Annotated in this window: 19 protein-coding genes; 8 read left to right on the top strand and 11 right to left on the bottom strand. The window is 68.7% G+C overall.

Going from position 1 to position 16,536, the window contains the following annotated elements; all coding sequences use genetic code 11:
- Positions 1-13 precede the first annotated feature (13 nt).
- Positions 14-2,200: a primosomal protein N' gene (locus tag AO398_RS15410; protein WP_058193001.1), complete on the top strand. Its 2,187-nt coding sequence runs from the start codon at positions 14-16 to the stop codon at positions 2,198-2,200.
- A gap of 77 nt (positions 2,201-2,277) precedes the next feature.
- The gene (locus AO398_RS15405) at positions 2,278-2,640 is read left to right on the top strand and encodes an STAS/SEC14 domain-containing protein (RefSeq protein WP_058193000.1); all 363 of its coding nucleotides are present in this window, start codon (positions 2,278-2,280) and stop codon (positions 2,638-2,640) included.
- Positions 2,641-2,646: 6 nt separating this feature from the next.
- Here the strand turns inward: AO398_RS15405 and AO398_RS15400 are convergent, their stop codons facing one another.
- The 6 genes from AO398_RS15400 to AO398_RS15375 all read right to left on the bottom strand — a co-directional run bounded on the left by AO398_RS15400 (position 2,647) and on the right by AO398_RS15375 (position 7,020).
- Entirely contained in the window at positions 2,647-3,036 is a 390-nt protein-coding gene (locus tag AO398_RS15400) for a hypothetical protein (protein ID WP_058192999.1), read from the bottom strand.
- A 505-nt stretch (positions 3,037-3,541) separates the two neighbouring features.
- Entirely contained in the window at positions 3,542-3,748 is a 207-nt protein-coding gene (locus AO398_RS15395) for a Trm112 family protein (RefSeq protein WP_058192998.1), read from the bottom strand.
- A 12-nt stretch (positions 3,749-3,760) separates the two neighbouring features.
- Positions 3,761-4,426, bottom strand: coding sequence for an LON peptidase substrate-binding domain-containing protein (locus tag AO398_RS15390; protein ID WP_058192997.1), 666 nt, complete (start codon positions 4,424-4,426; stop codon positions 3,761-3,763).
- Between the two features lie 73 nt (positions 4,427-4,499).
- Positions 4,500-5,414 carry a thioredoxin gene (trxA, locus tag AO398_RS15385; protein WP_058192996.1) on the bottom strand — a complete coding sequence of 305 codons (915 nt, stop codon included), beginning with the start codon at positions 5,412-5,414 and terminating at the stop codon, positions 4,500-4,502.
- A 72-nt stretch (positions 5,415-5,486) separates the two neighbouring features.
- Positions 5,487-5,954, bottom strand: a complete 468-nt coding sequence (locus AO398_RS15380) for a hypothetical protein (protein WP_058192995.1) — start codon at positions 5,952-5,954, stop codon at positions 5,487-5,489.
- Between the two features lie 91 nt (positions 5,955-6,045).
- Positions 6,046-7,020 (bottom strand): glutathione S-transferase family protein, encoded by a 975-nt coding sequence (locus AO398_RS15375; protein WP_058192994.1) that lies wholly within the window; start codon positions 7,018-7,020, stop codon positions 6,046-6,048.
- Positions 7,021-7,257: 237 nt separating this feature from the next.
- Between AO398_RS15375 and AO398_RS15370 the strand changes: the two genes are divergently transcribed.
- Positions 7,258-7,482 carry a hypothetical protein gene (locus AO398_RS15370; protein ID WP_058192993.1) on the top strand — a complete coding sequence of 75 codons (225 nt, stop codon included), beginning with the start codon at positions 7,258-7,260 and terminating at the stop codon, positions 7,480-7,482.
- On the opposite strand, the gene AO398_RS15365 is transcribed toward AO398_RS15370, so the two are convergent.
- Positions 7,476-8,417: a hypothetical protein gene (locus AO398_RS15365; protein WP_058192992.1), complete on the bottom strand. Its 942-nt coding sequence runs from the start codon at positions 8,415-8,417 to the stop codon at positions 7,476-7,478. The genes AO398_RS15370 and AO398_RS15365 overlap by 7 nt on opposite strands.
- Before the next feature lie 194 nt (positions 8,418-8,611).
- On the opposite strand from AO398_RS15365, the gene AO398_RS15360 reads away from it, so the two are divergent.
- The 5 genes from AO398_RS15360 to AO398_RS15340 all read left to right on the top strand — a co-directional run bounded on the left by AO398_RS15360 (position 8,612) and on the right by AO398_RS15340 (position 12,914).
- Positions 8,612-9,715: a spore photoproduct lyase family protein gene (locus AO398_RS15360; RefSeq protein WP_058193020.1), complete on the top strand. Its 1,104-nt coding sequence runs from the start codon at positions 8,612-8,614 to the stop codon at positions 9,713-9,715.
- 27 nt (positions 9,716-9,742) lie between these two features.
- Positions 9,743-10,261: a 2'-5' RNA ligase family protein gene (locus AO398_RS15355; RefSeq protein WP_058192991.1), complete on the top strand. Its 519-nt coding sequence runs from the start codon at positions 9,743-9,745 to the stop codon at positions 10,259-10,261.
- A gap of 31 nt (positions 10,262-10,292) precedes the next feature.
- The gene (locus AO398_RS15350; protein ID WP_058192990.1) at positions 10,293-11,051 is read left to right on the top strand and encodes a phosphatase PAP2 family protein; all 759 of its coding nucleotides are present in this window, start codon (positions 10,293-10,295) and stop codon (positions 11,049-11,051) included.
- A gap of 112 nt (positions 11,052-11,163) precedes the next feature.
- Positions 11,164-11,532, top strand: coding sequence for a PilZ domain-containing protein (locus AO398_RS15345; RefSeq protein WP_058193019.1), 369 nt, complete (start codon positions 11,164-11,166; stop codon positions 11,530-11,532).
- An 83-nt stretch (positions 11,533-11,615) separates the two neighbouring features.
- Positions 11,616-12,914 carry a Gfo/Idh/MocA family oxidoreductase gene (locus AO398_RS15340; RefSeq protein WP_058192989.1) on the top strand — a complete coding sequence of 433 codons (1,299 nt, stop codon included), beginning with the start codon at positions 11,616-11,618 and terminating at the stop codon, positions 12,912-12,914.
- 6 nt (positions 12,915-12,920) lie between these two features.
- On the opposite strand, the gene flgH is transcribed toward AO398_RS15340, so the two are convergent.
- The 4 genes from flgH to flgF are packed head-to-tail and all read right to left on the bottom strand — an operon-like array spanning position 12,921 to position 16,442.
- Positions 12,921-13,670: a flagellar basal body L-ring protein FlgH gene (gene flgH, locus AO398_RS15335; RefSeq protein WP_058192988.1), complete on the bottom strand. Its 750-nt coding sequence runs from the start codon at positions 13,668-13,670 to the stop codon at positions 12,921-12,923.
- 33 nt (positions 13,671-13,703) lie between these two features.
- Positions 13,704-14,861, bottom strand: coding sequence for a flagellar basal body P-ring formation chaperone FlgA (flgA, locus tag AO398_RS15330; RefSeq protein WP_058192987.1), 1,158 nt, complete (start codon positions 14,859-14,861; stop codon positions 13,704-13,706).
- A 34-nt stretch (positions 14,862-14,895) separates the two neighbouring features.
- Entirely contained in the window at positions 14,896-15,687 is a 792-nt protein-coding gene (flgG, locus tag AO398_RS15325; RefSeq protein WP_007564701.1) for a flagellar basal-body rod protein FlgG, read from the bottom strand.
- A gap of 14 nt (positions 15,688-15,701) precedes the next feature.
- A complete protein-coding gene (gene flgF / locus AO398_RS15320) occupies positions 15,702-16,442 on the bottom strand; it encodes a flagellar basal-body rod protein FlgF (protein WP_058192986.1) in 741 nt (246 codons plus the stop codon).
- Positions 16,443-16,536: the final 94 nt, after the last annotated feature.

The following is a 16,536-nucleotide window of genomic DNA, read 5'->3' as shown; positions in this document are numbered from 1 at the left end:
CGATACGCCCCGCATGCCCTTTGTCGCCGAGATCCTGATCCCGCTGGCGCTCGATGCGCCCTACAGCTACGTCGTGCCCGGCACCCTTGAGCTGGCGGTTGGCGACGTGGTGCAGGTCCCGCTCGGGCCCCGGGAGATCGTGGGCGTGGTCTGGGGCCTGGCCGAGACGCCGGGCGGCTCGAACCTGCGCCCGGTCACCGGCCGCCTGCCCTACGCGCCGCTCTCCGAGCCCCTGCGCAGCCTGGTCGACTGGATCGCCCGCTACACCCTGGCTCCGAAGGGTTCGGCACTCGCCATGGTGCTGCGCCTGCCCGACGAGGCCGCCGCCGCCGAGACCGCCCGGGTAGCGGTGCGCCTCACCGACAAGCAGCCGACCCGGCCGACCGCGGCGCGGGCCAAGGTCCTGGCGGTCGCGGTGGACCGCGAACTGCGCGGCAAGAGCGCGCTCGCCAAGGAAGCCGGGGTCTCGCTCTCGGTGGTGGACGGCCTGATCGACGACGGCGTCCTGGAGACTGTCGCGGTGGAGCCCGAACCAGTGGCGGCGCGGCCCGACCCCGACTTTCCGCGGACGCCGCTCTCGCCGGCCCAGGCCGAAGCGGTGACCGAACTGGTCGAGGCATTCCCCTGGCAGCATCGCGAGGCCGAGGCGGCCGACAACCGGCCGGTCCTGCTCGAGGGCGTCACCGGCTCAGGCAAGACCGAGGTTTATTTCGAGGCCGTGGCGGCCTGCATCCGGGCCGGGCGGCAGGCGCTGATCCTGATGCCCGAGATCGCCCTGACGGCTCAGTTCCTCGAGCGCTTCGCCCAGCGCTTCGGGGTCCGGCCCGCGGCCTGGCATTCCGGCATCGGCGGTAAGCGGCGGGAGCGCCTGCGGGCAGCCGTCGCGGCCGGCGAGGCTCTGGTGGTGGTGGGCGCCCGCTCGGCGCTGTTCCTACCGTTTGCTCGCCTGGGCCTGATCGTGGTCGATGAGGAGCACGAGGCCGCCTACAAGCAGGAGGACGGCGTTCATTACCACGCCCGCGACATGGCGGTGGTGCGCGGACGCCTGGAGGGCTGCCCGGTGGTCCTGGCCTCGGCGACGCCCTCCATCGAGACCCGGGTTAACGCCGCGCGGGGCCGCTATCGCCACGTCCTGCTGCCGGAGCGCTTCGGCGGCCGGCGTCTGCCCGACATCGCCGCCATCGACATGCGCAAGGACCAGCCCGAGCGCGGCCGCTTCCTCAGCCCCCCGCTGGTCAACGCCGTGAAGGCCACCCTGGAGCGTGGCGAGCAGGCGCTGCTGTTCCTCAACCGCCGGGGCTACGCGCCGCTCACCCTGTGCCGGGCCTGCGGGCACCGGTACCAGTGCAAGAACTGCTCGACCTGGCTCGTGGAGCACCGGTTCCGGCGGGCGCTCGTCTGCCACCAATGCGGCTACACCGAGCGGCGGCCCGACGCCTGCACTGAGTGCGGCACCTTCGACAACCTGACGGCCTGCGGCCCCGGGGTCGAGCGGATTGCCGAGGAGGCCGCCGGGCTGTTTCCCGACCGCCGCATCGTCGTCCTGTCGAGCGACTTTCCAGGTGGCGCCGACCGTCTGCGGCAGGAGCTGGAGGCGGTGGCGGCCGGCGAGTGCGATCTCGTGATCGGCACGCAGCTGGTGGCCAAGGGCCACAACTTCCCGGGCTTGACCCTGGTCGGGGTGCTGGACGCCGATATCGGCCTGACCTCGGGCGATCCCCGGGCGGCCGAACGCACCTTCCAGCTGCTCCAGCAGGTCACCGGCCGGGCTGGGCGCGGCGACAAGCCCGGGCGGGCGCTGGTCCAGACCTACCAACCCGAGCACCCGGTGATCGCCTCGCTGCTGTCCGGGGATGCCGAGCGCTTCTACCAAGAGGAGATCCAGGCTCGGGAGGCGGCGGGCCTGCCGCCGTTCGGGCGGCTTGCCGCACTGATCGTCTCGGCCGCCGAGCGGGAGGTCGCGGAGGCCCATGGCCAGGCACTCGCCCGCGCCGCCGACCCGCCCGAGGGCGTGATGGTGCTCGGGCCGGCCGAGGCGCCCGTCGCCCTGGTCCGGGGCCGCTACCGGTTCCGGCTCTTGGTGAAGACCGAGCGCAACATCGACATGCAGACCTATTTACGGGCCTGGATTGCCCGCGGGCCGAAGGTGCGCGGCAACGTCAAGGTCGCGATCGATGTCGACCCGCAGAGCTTTTTGTAAGACACTGCGGACACGGGCGGCGGACCCGCTTCCGGATGCCGGAGGCGGGACGCGTGCGGTTCCCGGAGGAGCGATCAGTGCTGACCTATACCAAGACGCCGGATTCGAACGTCGCCGAGATCGTGGTCGACGGCAAGATCTCCGACGAGGAGATGAACACCGCGATGAACGCCATGAAGGCGGATCTCGACAAGGGCGGCAAACTCAAGTTGCTCGAGGATATCCGCGCTTTCGAAGGCATGGAGCCGGCGGCCTTCTTCAAGGACCCGCGCTTCGGGATTTCGATGATGAAGAGCGTCAGCCATGTCGCCCTGGTGACGGATGCACCCTGGCTGAAGGCGTTGGCCGAGACCTTCAACTTCGTCTCGCCCACACAGATCAAGGTGTTCGAGCGCGCGCGTCTCGCCGAGGCGCGGACCTGGCTCGCCGGGGCCGCCTGAGCGCGATCAGTCAGCCTGCGCGGTACGGTCATCCCGGCGCCGCGCGGTCCAGCGGCCGGAGCACAGGGACGCGACCTTCCAGGTGCGCGAGCCGGTCCCGGCCTGAAGCCGGCCGGTCCCGGTGCCGCTCGCCGTCCCATTGGTGACGGCGAGCCCGACGCTCCCGTCAGCGCCGACATGGCCGCTCACCCGCGCGCCCGCGGCGCCCGAGACGAGCTGCACCTGACCTTCACGGATCGCCAGCGCGTAAGAATAGCGGGCGCTGCACAGGCCGCTTTCCGTCACCAACTCCACCGACCATGTCCCGTTGTTCGCCCCCGGCTCAGCCTGGGCCGGGAGGGAGACCATGGAGGACAGGCCGGCGGCGAGAGCTGTGGCGGCGACCAGCTTGATCATGCAGGACTTTCTTTCAGCAAAGCACGCGCCGCCCGTCATGGCGCGCTGGGTCACACTCGTCGATGGAGGATGACTCGATGCTGAATGCGAGAAGCGGCGAGAGTATGACCGCGTGGTTTCTGAGGTGAGATCAGGATCTGCGGGCGGATGGGACGGGAATAGCCACGCTGCGTTTTGCGATTGCTTGGCAGTATTCGCGGAGCGGGCGGGTGTCCGTTCGAAGTTCGTGTTTGGATCTTCGATGAATGGGTACAGGGGCGCAGCACATGCGCCTCTTCCTCCCCCCTCTGCGGGGGAGGGTGGGCCGGTCGTCAGGCCGGGTCGGGCCGGGACGAAGTCCCGCAAGAGGGGAACCCGGGTTCAGGATGGGGCGCGACCAGCATAACGGGCGACGTTCTGTTCCGCACCGTCGCTCCCCTCTCCCGACCCCCTTCGGGGGCCACCCTCCCCTGCAGAGGGGGGGAGGGAGACGCGCGCCATCGTTGGATCGGGCTTTTTGCGGCCCTCAATCCGTCAGCGGGCGTGCCTCTTCCGGCAGCATGATCGGGATGCCGTCGCGGATCGGGTAGGCGAGCTTGGCGGAACGGCTGATCAGCTCCTGGCGGGCGGAATCGTATTCCAGCGTGCCCTTGGTCAGCGGGCAGACCAGGATTTCCAGGAGCTTGGGGTCTACGCGCGTCGCCTCGACGGCGGTTGTGAGAGCGTTGGTCATTGGTCGTGCAGCCTATTGCATCGTCGGCTCGGGGCCGGAGCCGCGAACCAGTTCCATCTGCGTGACCGCGATCAGGATCTCCGCCCGGGTCTTGAGGTCGGGGGCCTCCAGCATCGCCTGCTTCTCGCGGACGCCGAACGGGCTCATCATGCAGAGGGCGTTGACCAGTGCCTCGTCAGGCGCCTCGTCGATCCCGGCCCAGTCCACCTTCAGGTCGTTCGAGTCCACGAAGTCGCGCAGCGCCTTGAGGACGCCGTCGCGGTCGACCTGTTCCTCGCCCGCCCGTGGCTCGAAGTCCACCGCGAAGTCGTCGTAGGAGACGTGACAACGGCGGTAGGTACTGGTTGAGGCCAATTCGCTCTCCAGCCGGAACCGGCTGATGCCGGTCAGCGAGACCAAGTATCGGCCGTCACCGGTCTCGGCATATTGCGTGATCCGTCCGGCGCAACCGACCCGGAAGAGCTTCGGATTGGCCGCGCCCGAGCCTTCGGGATCGGGCTGGATCATCCCGATGATCCGGTCCGTGCGCATCGCGTCGTCGATCATCGACAGGTAGCGCGGCTCGAAGATGTTGAGGGGCATCTGACCGCGCGGCAGCAGCAGTGCGCCGGGCAGCGGAAAGACCGGGATGACGGCGGGGCAATCCGCCGGGCCCTTGTAGCTCGCGTGGGTGCTCATGGCGCTTCCCCGATGGACCCGAAGCCGGACCGAAAGCTGGGGCGGACGATCCGTCCCAGTGCGAGTCGACGCGTCACGAAAACAGGATTGCCGAGAGCTTGCGCCGTCCCCGGATCGTATCGGGATCCATCACGCCCCAGGCCTCGAAGAACTGCAGCAGCTGCTTGCGCGCGGCGTCCTCGTTCCAGTCCTTGTCGCGCTTGCGCAGCTCGATCAGGTGATCGACTGCCTGACCCCGCTCGCCCGCGGCGGCGAGGCCCAGGGCGAGGTCGAACCGCGCCTGATGCGCGTCCGGGTTGGCTTCAATCTCCCGCTGGAAACCCGCAAGATCGCCCAGCGAGGCCGCCTGCTCGGCGAGTTCGAGGGCAGCGCGGATGCCGGCGAGCGCCGGATCGGCGGCCTTCGCCTCCGGGACCATCGCCAGCACACGTTTGGCGTTCTCGATCTCGCCGGCGTCGAGCTGCATTTTCGCCAGGCCGGCGAGCGCCGTCACGTTGTCGGGCTGCTGTTCCAGCACGGCCGCGTAGATCTCGGAGGCGCCGGCGAGGTCGCCCTCCTCAATCAGGGCGGCGGCGTCGGCCAGCGCCAGCTCGACCGGGTCTTGCGCCGGACCGGCGACGCGGTCGATCAACTCCTTGATCTGGCTCTCGGGCACCGCGCCCATGAAGCCGTCGACGGGCTGGCCCTTCTGGAAGACGATCACGGCGGGGATCGACTGGATGCCGAGCTGGCCGGCGATCGAGGGATGATCGTCGATGTTCATCTTGACCAGGGCAACTGCGCCCTTGGCCGCCTTGACCACCTTCTCCAGGACCGGCGGGAGCTGCTTGCAGGGGCCGCACCACGGTGCCCAGAAATCGACCAGGACAGGCCGATGCATCGACTCGGCGATGACATCCTGCCGGAAGCCTGCGGTCGTCGTATCCTTGATCAGGGCAGCGGTATCGCCGGCCGGGGCAGCGCCGCCGGCGAGGGTGTCATTCAGCATTGGCCTGGCTTCGGAACTTTTTTCGTGGAGCGCCTTAGATGGGGCTTCGGACGCGCTCTGACCAGCCCAAACTCAGCGAGCCTGAGTCCCAGGAACTGCCTTCTCCGCAGCCTTCGCGGCGGTGACGAAAGTCCCTGCATAGGCATGGCCGTCCGAAGTGCTCGCCTCGCAGGTAATCGCAGTGCGGCCCGGCTCCGGCGTGGAGAACCGACAGGCTCCGATCGCCAGGGTCGGGGCGCCATCCTTGCCGACCATCACGAGGTTGATCGGCTGCAGCGGATCGGTCTCCTCGGTGGCCTCCTGCTGGGCACCGTTGCCGCTGAAGCTCAGCGCCTGGCCGTCCGCGGCGCTGAAGTCGAAGCTGGTGCGGTTGCGACTCACCGCGTTGACCAGCACGTTGCTGCAGGAGGCGCTGAGATCGCGTCCATCGACGACCAGTTTCTCGCAGGTCCCCTCCAGCTTGAGCGCCGCCTGGGCCTGCGCCGCGCTCGGCAGGCTGAGAAGGGTGCAGAGCAGCGCAAGGCGCAGGCGTATGGTCATGATGGGCCGGGTCTCCTCCGTTTGCCGTCGAACTAGGCTCGGGCGGCTTCCTGTCGAGCCGGGCGCGCCTTTTCGTCTGGGACCTCGAGCGCTAGCCGAAGCGGAGGGCCCTGTCGTTCGGAGCGGAGAAGTCCAGATCCGGTCCCAACGGCACGATCCCGGTCGGATTGATGGTCGGGTGGCTCTCGTAATAGTGGCGCTTGATGTGGGTGAGGTTCACGGTCGGGGCGACGCCGGGAAGCGCATAGAGGTCGCGCAGATAGTTCGACAGGTTCGGATAATCGGCGATCCGGCGCCGGTTGCACTTGAAGTGCCCGACATAGACTGCGTCGAACCGCACCAGCGTTGTAAATAGCCGGATATCGGCTTCGGTCAGCCTGTCGCCGCAGAGATAGCGACCGCGATCGAGGCGTTCCTCCAGGGCGTCGAGTTCGGCGAACAGCGCCTCGAACGCGGCCGCGTAGGCGTCCTGCGCGGTGGCGAAGCCGGCTTTGTAGACGCCGTTGTTCACCCGGTCGTAGACCCGCGCGTTGATCGCATCGATCTCGGCGCGCAGGTCCTCCGGGTAGAGGTCCGGCCCTGTCCCCCCGAAGGCGCCGTTCAGCATCCGCAGGATGTCGGCGGATTCGTTCGACACGATGGTGGCGCGGTGCCGGTCCCACAGAACCGGCACCGTGACTCGGCCGGTATAGGTCGGGTCGGCTGCCCGGTAGACGTCGTAGAGGCGGCTCGCCTGATGGATCGGGTCCGGCGTCGCCCCCGGCGTGTCGCCGAACACCCATCCTTCTGAGCCCATATGCGGATCGACCACCGAGACGGTGATCGCCTCCTCCAGGCCTTTCAGAACGCGACCGATCAAGGTGCGGTGCGCCCAGGGGCAGGCCAGTGAGACATAGAGGTGGTAGCGCCCCGGCTCGGCTTTGTAGCCGCCCTCCCCCGAGGGGCCCGGCGCGCCGTCCGCAGTCACCCAGTTGCGGAAGGACGAAGCCTTCCGCTCGAACCGACCGCCGGTCGAGGCGGTGTCGTACCACTGGTCGCGCCCGCCGCCGTCGACGAGGAGGCCCATGGTCGTATCCTGTTGCAAATGGCGATTGAGGCCAGATGGGAGGCCGGCGCCGCGGGGAAAGGGCCATGCGCGGGACGATCAATCCCTGGTGCGCTGCGCTCAAGAGCCGCGTGCAACGCTGGTTTGCGCGACCCCTTCTATTGCAGTGCAGCATAATCGGCCATCTAGGCGACACCCGCCTGCCGGTGCGTGCTCGCGAAGGCTTTGGCCCGGTGGGAGACTGGATGGAGCTGGAAGATGTCGTTCGCGCTGGTGCCCGTCGCAGAGGCGGCCCTGTTCACCCTGGGGTGCCTGATCATCCACACCCTCCGGCGGCACGCGGACCTCGTGACAGCGACGCTGGCCTGTGTGGCGACGCTACTCCTCCTGATGATCGGCATCGCTTGCGCGCCGGAATCCTTCGCCAAGTACCAGGCTGCGAGCGTGACCGAGTTCGCGCGCCTGGATCCAGCGATCTACTGAGCGGGAGCAGCTCTCATCTGCGCCACGCGCCCGCCGGTTCCGCGCTGGCCCGCCACCGCCACGTCGAAATCGTCCTTCGGGAGCCGGGCCAGGAAGCGCTCGGCGAGCTCGAACAGCAGGATGTCGGGACGCACGCGCTCGATGTAGTGCCAATCCAGGCTCGTTGACCAGACGAAGTGGACCTCGCGAAAGCTCTCGGCCAGCAGCCCGGTCAGCAGGAACGGGTCGAAATGCGCGCAGGAATCGCCGAACAGAACGAGACGGCGCGGATCGGCGCCGTCCGTCTCGTTCCGGTAAACGACATGGGCGCCGACATGCGCCTCCCGGTCACGCCCCTGCGCCTCGTAGGCGGCGAGCATCGGGCCGACCTCGACACGTTTCGCGTCGCGCTGCAGCATAAGCCGATCCAGCTGTTCCCGCGGCCGCTCCCGGAGCTTCTCGCCGAGATCCATGATCGCCTCTGAGACGATCTGTGGCCGCGCCCCGATATCGGCCGGCGGGATCGCCCCGAGGGCACGCATGATCTCGCGATAGGCCAAGAGGCAGCCTTGGATGGTCCAGTGCGTGTCGGTCCGCAGATACAGCGGAGTCGGGCCGTCGCGACCCGCGCGGAGGGGCCCGAGCTGATCGAGATAAGCCGGGTGCCGGGCGAGGCGCCGGGCGAGGCGCCGGGTCGAGGCCTTGGCCGGGGCGTAGCGCAGCCCCTCGACCTTGTTGTCGTAGACGGACAGCTTCTCTGGCACGATCACGTGCAGGCAGCGGATCCCGAGGCTTTCGGCGCGGCGCGCCCGGGCTTCGATCAGCCGCGTCCAGCCGCGCAGGAGCAGCCAGTGCCGTAGCCCGCCCCGGTAGCGGTCCATGACGCGGTTGCTGCCGCCGATGAGGAACAGCCATCCGTTGCGGCCGACATGTACGCTCTCCCTGCCTGCAGCCATGGCGGTGCTTTAGATCTGTTCCGGATCCGCTTGCAATCGGGAACGGCTCCGAGCTGCGGGCGTCGGACGCTCGCCTGAGCCCAACCAGCCCCGCGACGGCGGCGAGCGCTTCGGCCGCACCGCACCCGGACGCTTGGGGCGGACCCGACGCGGAGGGCCTGCGTTCGACAAGCATGTCGTCGTCCCCAGCCCTGATGCCCGCCCTGCCGACCGAACGCCCCGATTCGGAACGTCCCCGTCCGGGTCGGCTGTGGCATCCCCGCCGGGTTCTGGTGACCCCGTCCGCGCTGGATTTCGCGCATGGGCGGGCCATGGTGGCGCGCGCCGAGGCGATGGGGCTACCTGTGGAGCGGCTTTCGGCCAACCGCTTGACCGGCCTGCGCGACGCCGATCCGCGCCGGGCCTACATTGCCGCCAAGGCGACCCTCGCCATCACGGTGGCGCCGCCGACCAAGCTCAGGCTCCAGCCGATCCCGCCCTCGGCCGACTGGCGCTTCGACCTGGCGGAAGGATGCCCGGCCCACTGCCAGTATTGCTACCTCGCCGGTTCGCTCCAGGGTCCTCCGGTCACCCGCGCCTATGCCAATCTCGACGCGATCCTGGACAACCTTGCCGCCTATGCCGGCCAGGGCGCCGTGACCTCGGCTTCGGTCGAGCGTGCGCATGAAGGCACGACCTTCGAGGCCTCTTGCTACACCGACCCGCTGGGGATCGAGCACCTCACCGGCTCCCTCTCGGCAGCGATCCGGCATTTCGGCGCCTGGGACGCGCCTGTGCAACTGCGCTTCACTACGAAGTTCGCTGCTGTCGCGCCGCTCCTTGACCTGCCGCACAACCGGCGCACGCGCATCCGCTTCTCGGTCAACGCCCGGCCGGCCGCCCGTTACGAGGGCGGCACGGATCCGCTCGACGCGCGTCTCTCCGCGATGGGTGCGATGGCGCGGGCCGGATATCCGGTGGGGCTGACCATCGCGCCGATCATTCCGGTTGCCAATTGGGAGGCCGCCTATGCCGGCCTGATCCGCGACGCCGCCGACGCGCTCGCCGGAATCCCCGATCTGGACCTCACCGCAGAACTCATCACCCATCGGTTCACGCCGATCTCGAAGACGGTCTTGCGTGCCTGGTATCCCGGCTCGGACCTGCCCCTGGACGAAGCTGACCGCGTCGAGAAGCGCACCAAGTTCGGTACGGTAAAACATGTCTTCCCGAAGCCGTTGATGCAGGCGATGCGCACGCATCTCACGGATTGCCTGGCCCGCGATCTGCCGGCTGCGCGGGTGCTGTACTGGACCTGAGTGGGTTCAGGCGCCATGTCGCCTTGCATGCATGACGCGGCCCCCCTGATCCTGACCCTGGCTTTCGACGATCCGACCTTCGCGCGCTTCGATGGCGAGCGGCGGCGCCACTTTCCCGAGGCCCTGAACTTCATCCCGGCCCACGCGACCCTGTTCCACCACCTGCCGGGGGATCGGGAGCGCGGCGTGATCGAGGCCGTGACGACCCTGGCCCGTACGGTGCCGGCCCCGGAGGTCGCCGTCACGGGCTTGCGCTTCACAGGGCGGGGTGTCGCCTACGTCCTCGATTCCTCTTCGCTGTCGAACTTCCGGACTCGGCTCGCCAAGACCTTCGAGCCCTTCCTCACCCCGCAGGATCAGCAGGGCTGGCGCCCCCACGTGACGGTGCAGAACAAGGTTGCCCCCGACAAGGCGCGTGCGCTCCACGCCGATTTGGCCACCGGGTTCACGCCGTTCCACTTCACGGCGCCGGCTACCCGGCTGTGGCGCTATCTGGGCGGCCCCTGGGAGGCCGTCGCTACGCTGGCCTTCGGGGAGAATGCCTGATGGTTCTCACGCTGACTGGGGAGAGAGCGCCATGAGGGCGCCGGGTGGCTTGCAGCACAATCCGCTCACCGGGCGGGCAATGGCCGTCTGGCTGCGCCTGCGGTTGAACGAAGTCGGTCCGTTGGTCGCCCTCCTGGGCGTCAGCATCCTCGGCTACGGCTTTTTCTATCTCGCTCACGAGGTCGGCGAGGGCTCGACCGCCGCGCTCGACCGCAAGATCCTGCTCGCCCTGCGCAACCCGGCCGATCTCTCCGACCCGATCGGGCCGCCCTGGCTCGAGGAGACGATGCGCGACATCACCGGGCTCGGCAGCGTCTTCACAGTGCTGTTCCTGACCTGCGCGGTGGCGGCCTACCTGGCGGTGTCCGGGAGGCGTCGGATTGGCGTGTTCGTACTCGCCGCGGTGGGCGGCGGCGAACTGGTTTCGACGGTGCTGAAGCTCTTCTACCAACGACCGCGGCCGGATCTCGTGCCCCACGGTATGGAGGTGTTCACCGCGAGCTTCCCAAGCGGCCATGCCACGATGTCGGCGATTGCCTACCTGACCCTGGCGACGCTGGTCGCCCGGATCGACCGCAACCGGCGCGCGAAGGCTCTGGTGCTCGGACTTGGTGTTGGCCTCACCCTGCTCGTCGGGCTCAGCAGAATCTATCTCGGCGTGCACTGGCCGAGCGACGTGGTGGCCGGTTGGTGCATCGGTGCGGCCTGGGCCTCTCTGTGCTGGTTCGTCGCCCTCCAGCTCCAGCGTCGCGGCGAAGTCGAGGCACCGGATCCGCCGCCCCCAGCCTGACCACAGGATTAAGGTAAACCGAAGGTTAAGGTGGACCTAACAGCACCATCTAGGCTCGAATGAGGTTGTCGAGCGATTGATCGAAGCGACCTATAGCCTGAGGACAGCGATCGTGACCGAGCGTCGTCAAACCGCCCGCCGCCGCGTCTGTTTCGGCGGACGTGTCCGGGTCGCCGCCTTTCTGCCGGAAATCGATTGCGTGGTGCGCGACGTCTCGCTTGGTGGTGCGAAACTCGGTGTCCCGCCCATGGCCACGCTACCGGACTGCTTCGATCTGTTCATACCCTCTCGCAATGAGATCCGGCGGGCCTTCGTGGCTTGGCGGACCGCCACCGTGATCGGCATCGGTTTCGAGGCGACGCGGGCGGCAAACACGCCGGAAGCGATCGTCCGCCGGCTCGCCGATCGCGAAGCCGAAGTCACGCGTCTGCGCGCCGCGCTTCTTAGTGGAAACGACCGGATGCTGGACTGCGTTCACTGAGGGGACAGGAGCGATATCGGACGCTCGCCCGACGGCGTGGCGATTCGGCGCCGTGACCCGGATTTAGCGGAACGGCGAGGCTCATGGCGGACGACATCCGACTCTCACGACGCAATCTCTTGGCGGCCGGGGGCGCCTTGGCCGGTGCCAGCCTCGGCGGCGCGGCCCAGGCGGCCCAGCCCGGTCCCGCGGTTCCGGCTGATACCGGCGCGGTCCAAGGCGGGCGCGTGATGTTTCCGAACTGGCGAGGTCCGGCCGATCGCCCGCCGGCGCCAAGCCCGGCGCCCCAGCCCCCGGGTCAGCGCATCGGCTACTGCGTGGTCGGCCTCGGGCGTCTGAGCCTCGACGAGATCCTTCCGGCGTTCGGGGCAGCCAAGCGTTCGCGTCTCGCCGCGGTGATGTCGGGCACCCCCGACAAGGCCAGGCTCGTAGCTCGGCAATACGGCCTGCCGGATGATGCCGTCTACGGCTACGACGAGTGGGATCGGCTCAAGGCCAATCCCGCAATCCAGGCGGTTTACATCGTGACGCCCAACAGCGTGCACCGGGAGAACGTCCTGGCCGCGGCGGCAGCTGGCAAGCAGGTGCTGTGCGAGAAGCCGATGGCGGTGGCGTCGCAGGAGTGTCGTGACATGATCGCGGCCTGTAACCAGGCCAACGTCAAGCTGATGATTGCCTATCGCTGCCAGTACGAGCCGCACAACCGCGCGGTGATCAAGCTCGCCCGCTCGGGCGAGTTCGGGCGCCCGCGGATGATCCAGGCGTTCAACGGTCAAACAACCGGGCTGCCGGAGCAGTGGCGGCTCAAGAAGGCGCTCGCGGGCGGCGGCTCCCTGCCGGATATCGGGCTCTACTGTCTCAACACCACCCGGGCGGTCCTCGGTGAGGAGCCGGACCTGATCCAGGCCCAGATCCATTCGCCGCCCGACGATCCGAAGTTCCGCGAGGTCGAGGAGACGGTGAGCTTCACGATGCACTTCCCGTCCGGCGTGATCGCGCAATGCACGTCGAGCTACGGCGTCTACGAGGCGCGCAGCCTGACGCTGCACACCGGCAACGCCGCGGTCGATCTGCAGAACGCCTTCGCGTACGAGGGCCAGCGCCTGTTCATCTCTCACCGCGACGGCAAGTCCGGCGCCCGCGACGAGAAAGTTCTGAGCCCGAAGAACCAGTTCGCCCTGGAGATCGACCACTTCTCCCGGTGCATCCAGGAGAACCTGCGCCCCCGCACCCCCGGCGAGGAGGGGCTGCAGGACCAGGTACTGATGGAGGCGATCTACGAATCCGCCCGCACCGGCACACCGGTGAAGGTCGGCCCTCCGGCTGGTGCCGGCACAGGTCTCGACGTGACCCGCGGGCCGGAGCCGGAGGAGCCGAACTGACGCGCCTCAGAACGGCAGCAGGATATCCACGATCTGCTGGCCGTAACGGGGTTGCTGCACGTCGGTGATCTGGCCGCGGCCGCCATAGGCGATCCGGGCCTGAGCGATCTTGGTCGAGTCGATGGTGTTGTCGGATTCGATATCCTCCGGCCGGACGACGCCGGCCACCACCATCTCGCGGACCTCGAAGTTCACCCGGATCTCCTGCTTGCCCTCGACAACGAGGTTGCCGTTGGGCAGGACCTGGGTGACCACCGCGGCGACATTGGTCGTCACGGTCTCGGCGCGCTGAACAGAGCCGGCGCCGTCATTGGCGGTCGCCGAGGTCGCGGCCAGCAGCGCCGTGCTGCCGACACCGAAGGATTTGCCGAGCGCGTTGTTCTCCAACCCAAGCGCATTCGGCAGGCCGAAGCTCTCTGTATTGGCCCGGGACCGTTTGGTTTCGTTGCTGATGTTGGCTTGATCGGTGACGTTGACCTTCACGGTCAGGAGATCGCCGAGCCGGGCGGCCCGCTGGTCCTTGAAGAATGCTCGGGAGCCGGTGCGCCAAAGCGAGTTCGGCGCGTAGGAGACCGGCTGCACGTCGGGCATCGGCATCCGGACCGGCTTGTAGCCGGGCTGGGTCGTGGGATCCTCGATCGCCGACAGGGCCGGGGTCGCGCCGACCTGGGACAGCCGGTCGGCGGTGTTGCAGGCGCCCAGCGCGCCGGCGATGAGCGCGGCAACGAGCGGGTTCAGGACAAGGCGACTGGCCATCGGGGAAACTCGTTGACGCATCGATAAGGGCGATCAGCGCAGGGACGCCGTCGCCTGGACTTGCGGGGTGCCGGCGCTCTGCTGGGCCACCGGGCCAGGCCCGACCGAGACCCGGCCCGGTCCGATCACGGTGGCCTGGAGGACCTTCTTCGAGGCGACGTTCACGACGTTGACGACGGCGCCCATACGGCCAGCTTCGTTGGCGAGGCCGCGCATCGACAGGCTGACGCTGGCGGTCTCGTACACGATGGTCACGCTCTCGCCCCGGGCGACGAGCTCCGGCAGGGCGGTGTCGGAAACCCGCAGCACCGTGCCGGCCGGGAGCGGGTGCTGGGCGACTTCGCCCACGACCGTGGCGCCGCCGAGCTGTACGTCGCTCGCCACCGCCTCGCGGGGGCGGCGCTCGACGACCAGGTCGCCTTCGCGCACCGGGTCGCCGCGGTTGAGCGCCCGGGTCAGCACCGCCACCTCACGCAGCTCGATCACGACGCCCGAGACCCGCAGCGAGGCCTGCCGCTCGCCCAGGCTCACGAGGCCCGAGACTCGACGCGAGCGCGGATCGTAGGTCAGGTCGAGGGCGGTGGCCTGACCGGCGAGGTCGATGGGCGCCAGCAGGGTCGGGCCGTCGCCGTCGAAGCGAACAGCGACGCTGCTTGGATCGAGGCCGTAGCCGGATTCCAGGCCGCGCTTGAGTGCCGCCTCCAGATCCGGCGGCCCCAGGCGCCGGGCGGCGCGCTGCACGGCGATCTGCATCCGGCCCCCGGTTTCCAGTCCGGTAATGCCCAGGGCGGCGGCCGCATCGGCGATGCGGCGAGTTTGGATCGTCCCGGTGGCGCCCAAAGCCGGCGAGCGGAACAGAGGTCGGGCGGCCAGCGAGTCGGGTGCGCCCTCGATGAGGTCGGCCAGGGCCAGAACATCGCCCCGCGCCGTCACGTCGCCGCGCAGCCGCGGCTGGGCCTTCTGCGTCTGGGCCTGCTGCACACCGGGCTCGGCCATGGCGGGGATCGCCAGCGCGCCGATGGCCGCGAAGGTCATGAAAGCGAGCGCTGCGCGCAGCAGCACCGCGGCGCCGGGGGCGGCCACCCGCGGGCGGTCCCGTCGGACGATCGGGCTGAGGTCGCTCTCGTCCGCCGCCGTGCTGACAAGGGGCAGATCGGCGAAGGCCGTGTCGGGATGGAGGCCAGCATACATGAGCGGAGACCTGAAATGAGGGCAGGACGCGCGGTCAGCTGCGGAACATCTGCGAGGTGGTGGAGAGCATCTGATCGGCGGCGGTCACGACCTTCGAGTTCATCTCGTAGGCACGTTGGGCGGCGATCAGGGACGAGATCTCGGTGACGGCGTTGACGTTCGCCTCTTCCAAATAACTCTGCTGAAGGTTACCGAACCCTTCCGCTCCCGGCAGGCCGCTGATCGCCGGCCCCGAGGCCGCGGTCTCGATGAACAGGTTGTCGCCGATCGATTCGAGGCCGACCTTGTTGACGAAGCGCGACAGCTGGAACTGCCCGAGCGCCTGCGGCGCGGTCTGCCCGGGCAGCGTCGCCTGGACGGCACCTGTGGCGCTGATCGTCACCGCGGTCGCGGTCTGCGGCACGGTGATCGCCGGATCGAGTAGGTATCCGTCGCGGGTGACGAGCTGGCCCGTGGCCGACAGGTCGAAGGAGCCGTCTCGGGAATAGGCGGTGCGGCCGTCCGGCAGCGTGACCCGGAAGAAGCCCTCGCCGCGGACCGCGACGTCGTAATCCTTCTCGGTCGAGCTCAGCGTGCCCTGTGACATGACGCGGGCGGTCGAGGTGGTCTTCACGCCCGAGCCGAGCGCGAGGCCGGCGGGGAGCTGGGTGTTCTGCTCGGACGTCGAGGAGCCGGCCCGGCGCAGGTTCTGGTAGAGCAGATCCTGGAAGTGGACCTGCTGGCGCTTGTAGCCGGTGGTGCGCAGGTTCGCGATGTTGTTGGAGATGACCTGGACGTTCAGTTCCTGGGCCGCCATCCCGGTGGCGGCTGAGTAGAGGGCGCGCATCGGTCGAGCCCTCCTTACGCGACGTCGGCGAGGCGGCGGATCGCCGTGCCTCGAAGGTCGTCGAGGCGGCTGATCATGCTCGACACCATGGCGTAGGAGCGGTTCACGTCCATCAGCCGGGTCATCTCGATGACGGGCCGCACGTTCGAGCGCTCGAGCGCTCCGGATTCCACGCGGCCCTCGAGCCCGGCCGGGCGCGCGGGCTCCGGGGAGGCGTAGAGGTTGCCGCCCTCGTTGGTGAGCCGCTGCGGGTTGGCGAAGGTGACGAGCTTGATCTTGCCGCGGATGCCGAGATTGGTCGACACGGTGCCGTCGGTCCCGATCGTCAGGCCGGTCTCCTGCGGGTTGATGGTGATCGGCCCGCCGTCGCCCGCCACCTTGTAGCCGTCGCTGGTCACGAGGGCGCCGGTCGGGTCGACCTCGAAGGCGCCGTTGCGGGTGTAGCGCTCGCCCTGGGGCGACTGGACCGCGATGAACGCCGAGCCCTTGACGGCGACGTTGAGCGGGTTGCCGGTCTGCTCGATCGGACCCTGCCCCAGATCCAGGGTGGTGCCCTGGTCGATGACGTAGGAGAGGCGCCGGTCGGGCCGGGCGAACGAATCCGCGCTCGCCACTGGCATCAGGTATTCCTGGAAGCGCGTGCTCCGGCCTTTGAAGCCGCTTGTCGACACGTTCGCCATGTTGTTGGAGATGACGTCCAACTCGCGCTGGAGCGCCATCTGGCTCGACACGCCGACGAAGAGGGCATTCTGCATCGTGGACTCTGACACTCGCGTGCCGCGGTGGCGGCAACGATCCATTCAGCATCCGCTGTGCCAACGGCGAGGACCTAGATTTTTCTTTCAATTG

Source organism: Methylobacterium sp. GXS13 (assembly GCF_001455965.1).
Classification (GTDB): domain Bacteria; phylum Pseudomonadota; class Alphaproteobacteria; order Rhizobiales; family Beijerinckiaceae; genus Methylobacterium.
Note: the sequence above shows the minus strand (reverse complement) of the source record. Positions and strands in the feature narration are given on the sequence as shown.

Bases quoted from the DNA above. Each gene is read 5' to 3' on its own strand.
- AO398_RS15410 (WP_058193001.1), top strand. From the start codon at position 14: ATGCCCTTTGTCGCCGAGATCCTGATCCCGCTGGCGCTCGATGCGCCC.
- AO398_RS15400 (WP_058192999.1), bottom strand. From the start codon at position 3,036: ATGATCAAGCTGGTCGCCGCCACAGCTCTCGCCGCCGGCCTGTCCTCC.
- AO398_RS15395 (WP_058192998.1), bottom strand. From the start codon at position 3,748: ATGACCAACGCTCTCACAACCGCCGTCGAGGCGACGCGCGTAGACCCC.
- AO398_RS15390 (WP_058192997.1), bottom strand. From the start codon at position 4,426: ATGAGCACCCACGCGAGCTACAAGGGCCCGGCGGATTGCCCCGCCGTC.
- trxA (WP_058192996.1), bottom strand. From the start codon at position 5,414: ATGCTGAATGACACCCTCGCCGGCGGCGCTGCCCCGGCCGGCGATACC.
- AO398_RS15380 (WP_058192995.1), bottom strand. From the start codon at position 5,954: ATGACCATACGCCTGCGCCTTGCGCTGCTCTGCACCCTTCTCAGCCTG.
- AO398_RS15375 (WP_058192994.1), bottom strand. From the start codon at position 7,020: ATGGGCCTCCTCGTCGACGGCGGCGGGCGCGACCAGTGGTACGACACC.
- AO398_RS15370 (WP_058192993.1), top strand. From the start codon at position 7,258: ATGTCGTTCGCGCTGGTGCCCGTCGCAGAGGCGGCCCTGTTCACCCTG.
- AO398_RS15365 (WP_058192992.1), bottom strand. From the start codon at position 8,417: ATGGCTGCAGGCAGGGAGAGCGTACATGTCGGCCGCAACGGATGGCTG.
- AO398_RS15360 (WP_058193020.1), top strand. From the start codon at position 8,612: ATGCCCGCCCTGCCGACCGAACGCCCCGATTCGGAACGTCCCCGTCCG.
- AO398_RS15355 (WP_058192991.1), top strand. From the start codon at position 9,743: ATGCATGACGCGGCCCCCCTGATCCTGACCCTGGCTTTCGACGATCCG.
- AO398_RS15350 (WP_058192990.1), top strand. From the start codon at position 10,293: ATGAGGGCGCCGGGTGGCTTGCAGCACAATCCGCTCACCGGGCGGGCA.
- AO398_RS15340 (WP_058192989.1), top strand. From the start codon at position 11,616: ATGGCGGACGACATCCGACTCTCACGACGCAATCTCTTGGCGGCCGGG.
- flgH (WP_058192988.1), bottom strand. From the start codon at position 13,670: ATGGCCAGTCGCCTTGTCCTGAACCCGCTCGTTGCCGCGCTCATCGCC.
- flgA (WP_058192987.1), bottom strand. From the start codon at position 14,861: ATGTATGCTGGCCTCCATCCCGACACGGCCTTCGCCGATCTGCCCCTT.
- flgG (WP_007564701.1), bottom strand. From the start codon at position 15,687: ATGCGCGCCCTCTACTCAGCCGCCACCGGGATGGCGGCCCAGGAACTG.
- flgF (WP_058192986.1), bottom strand. From the start codon at position 16,442: ATGCAGAATGCCCTCTTCGTCGGCGTGTCGAGCCAGATGGCGCTCCAG.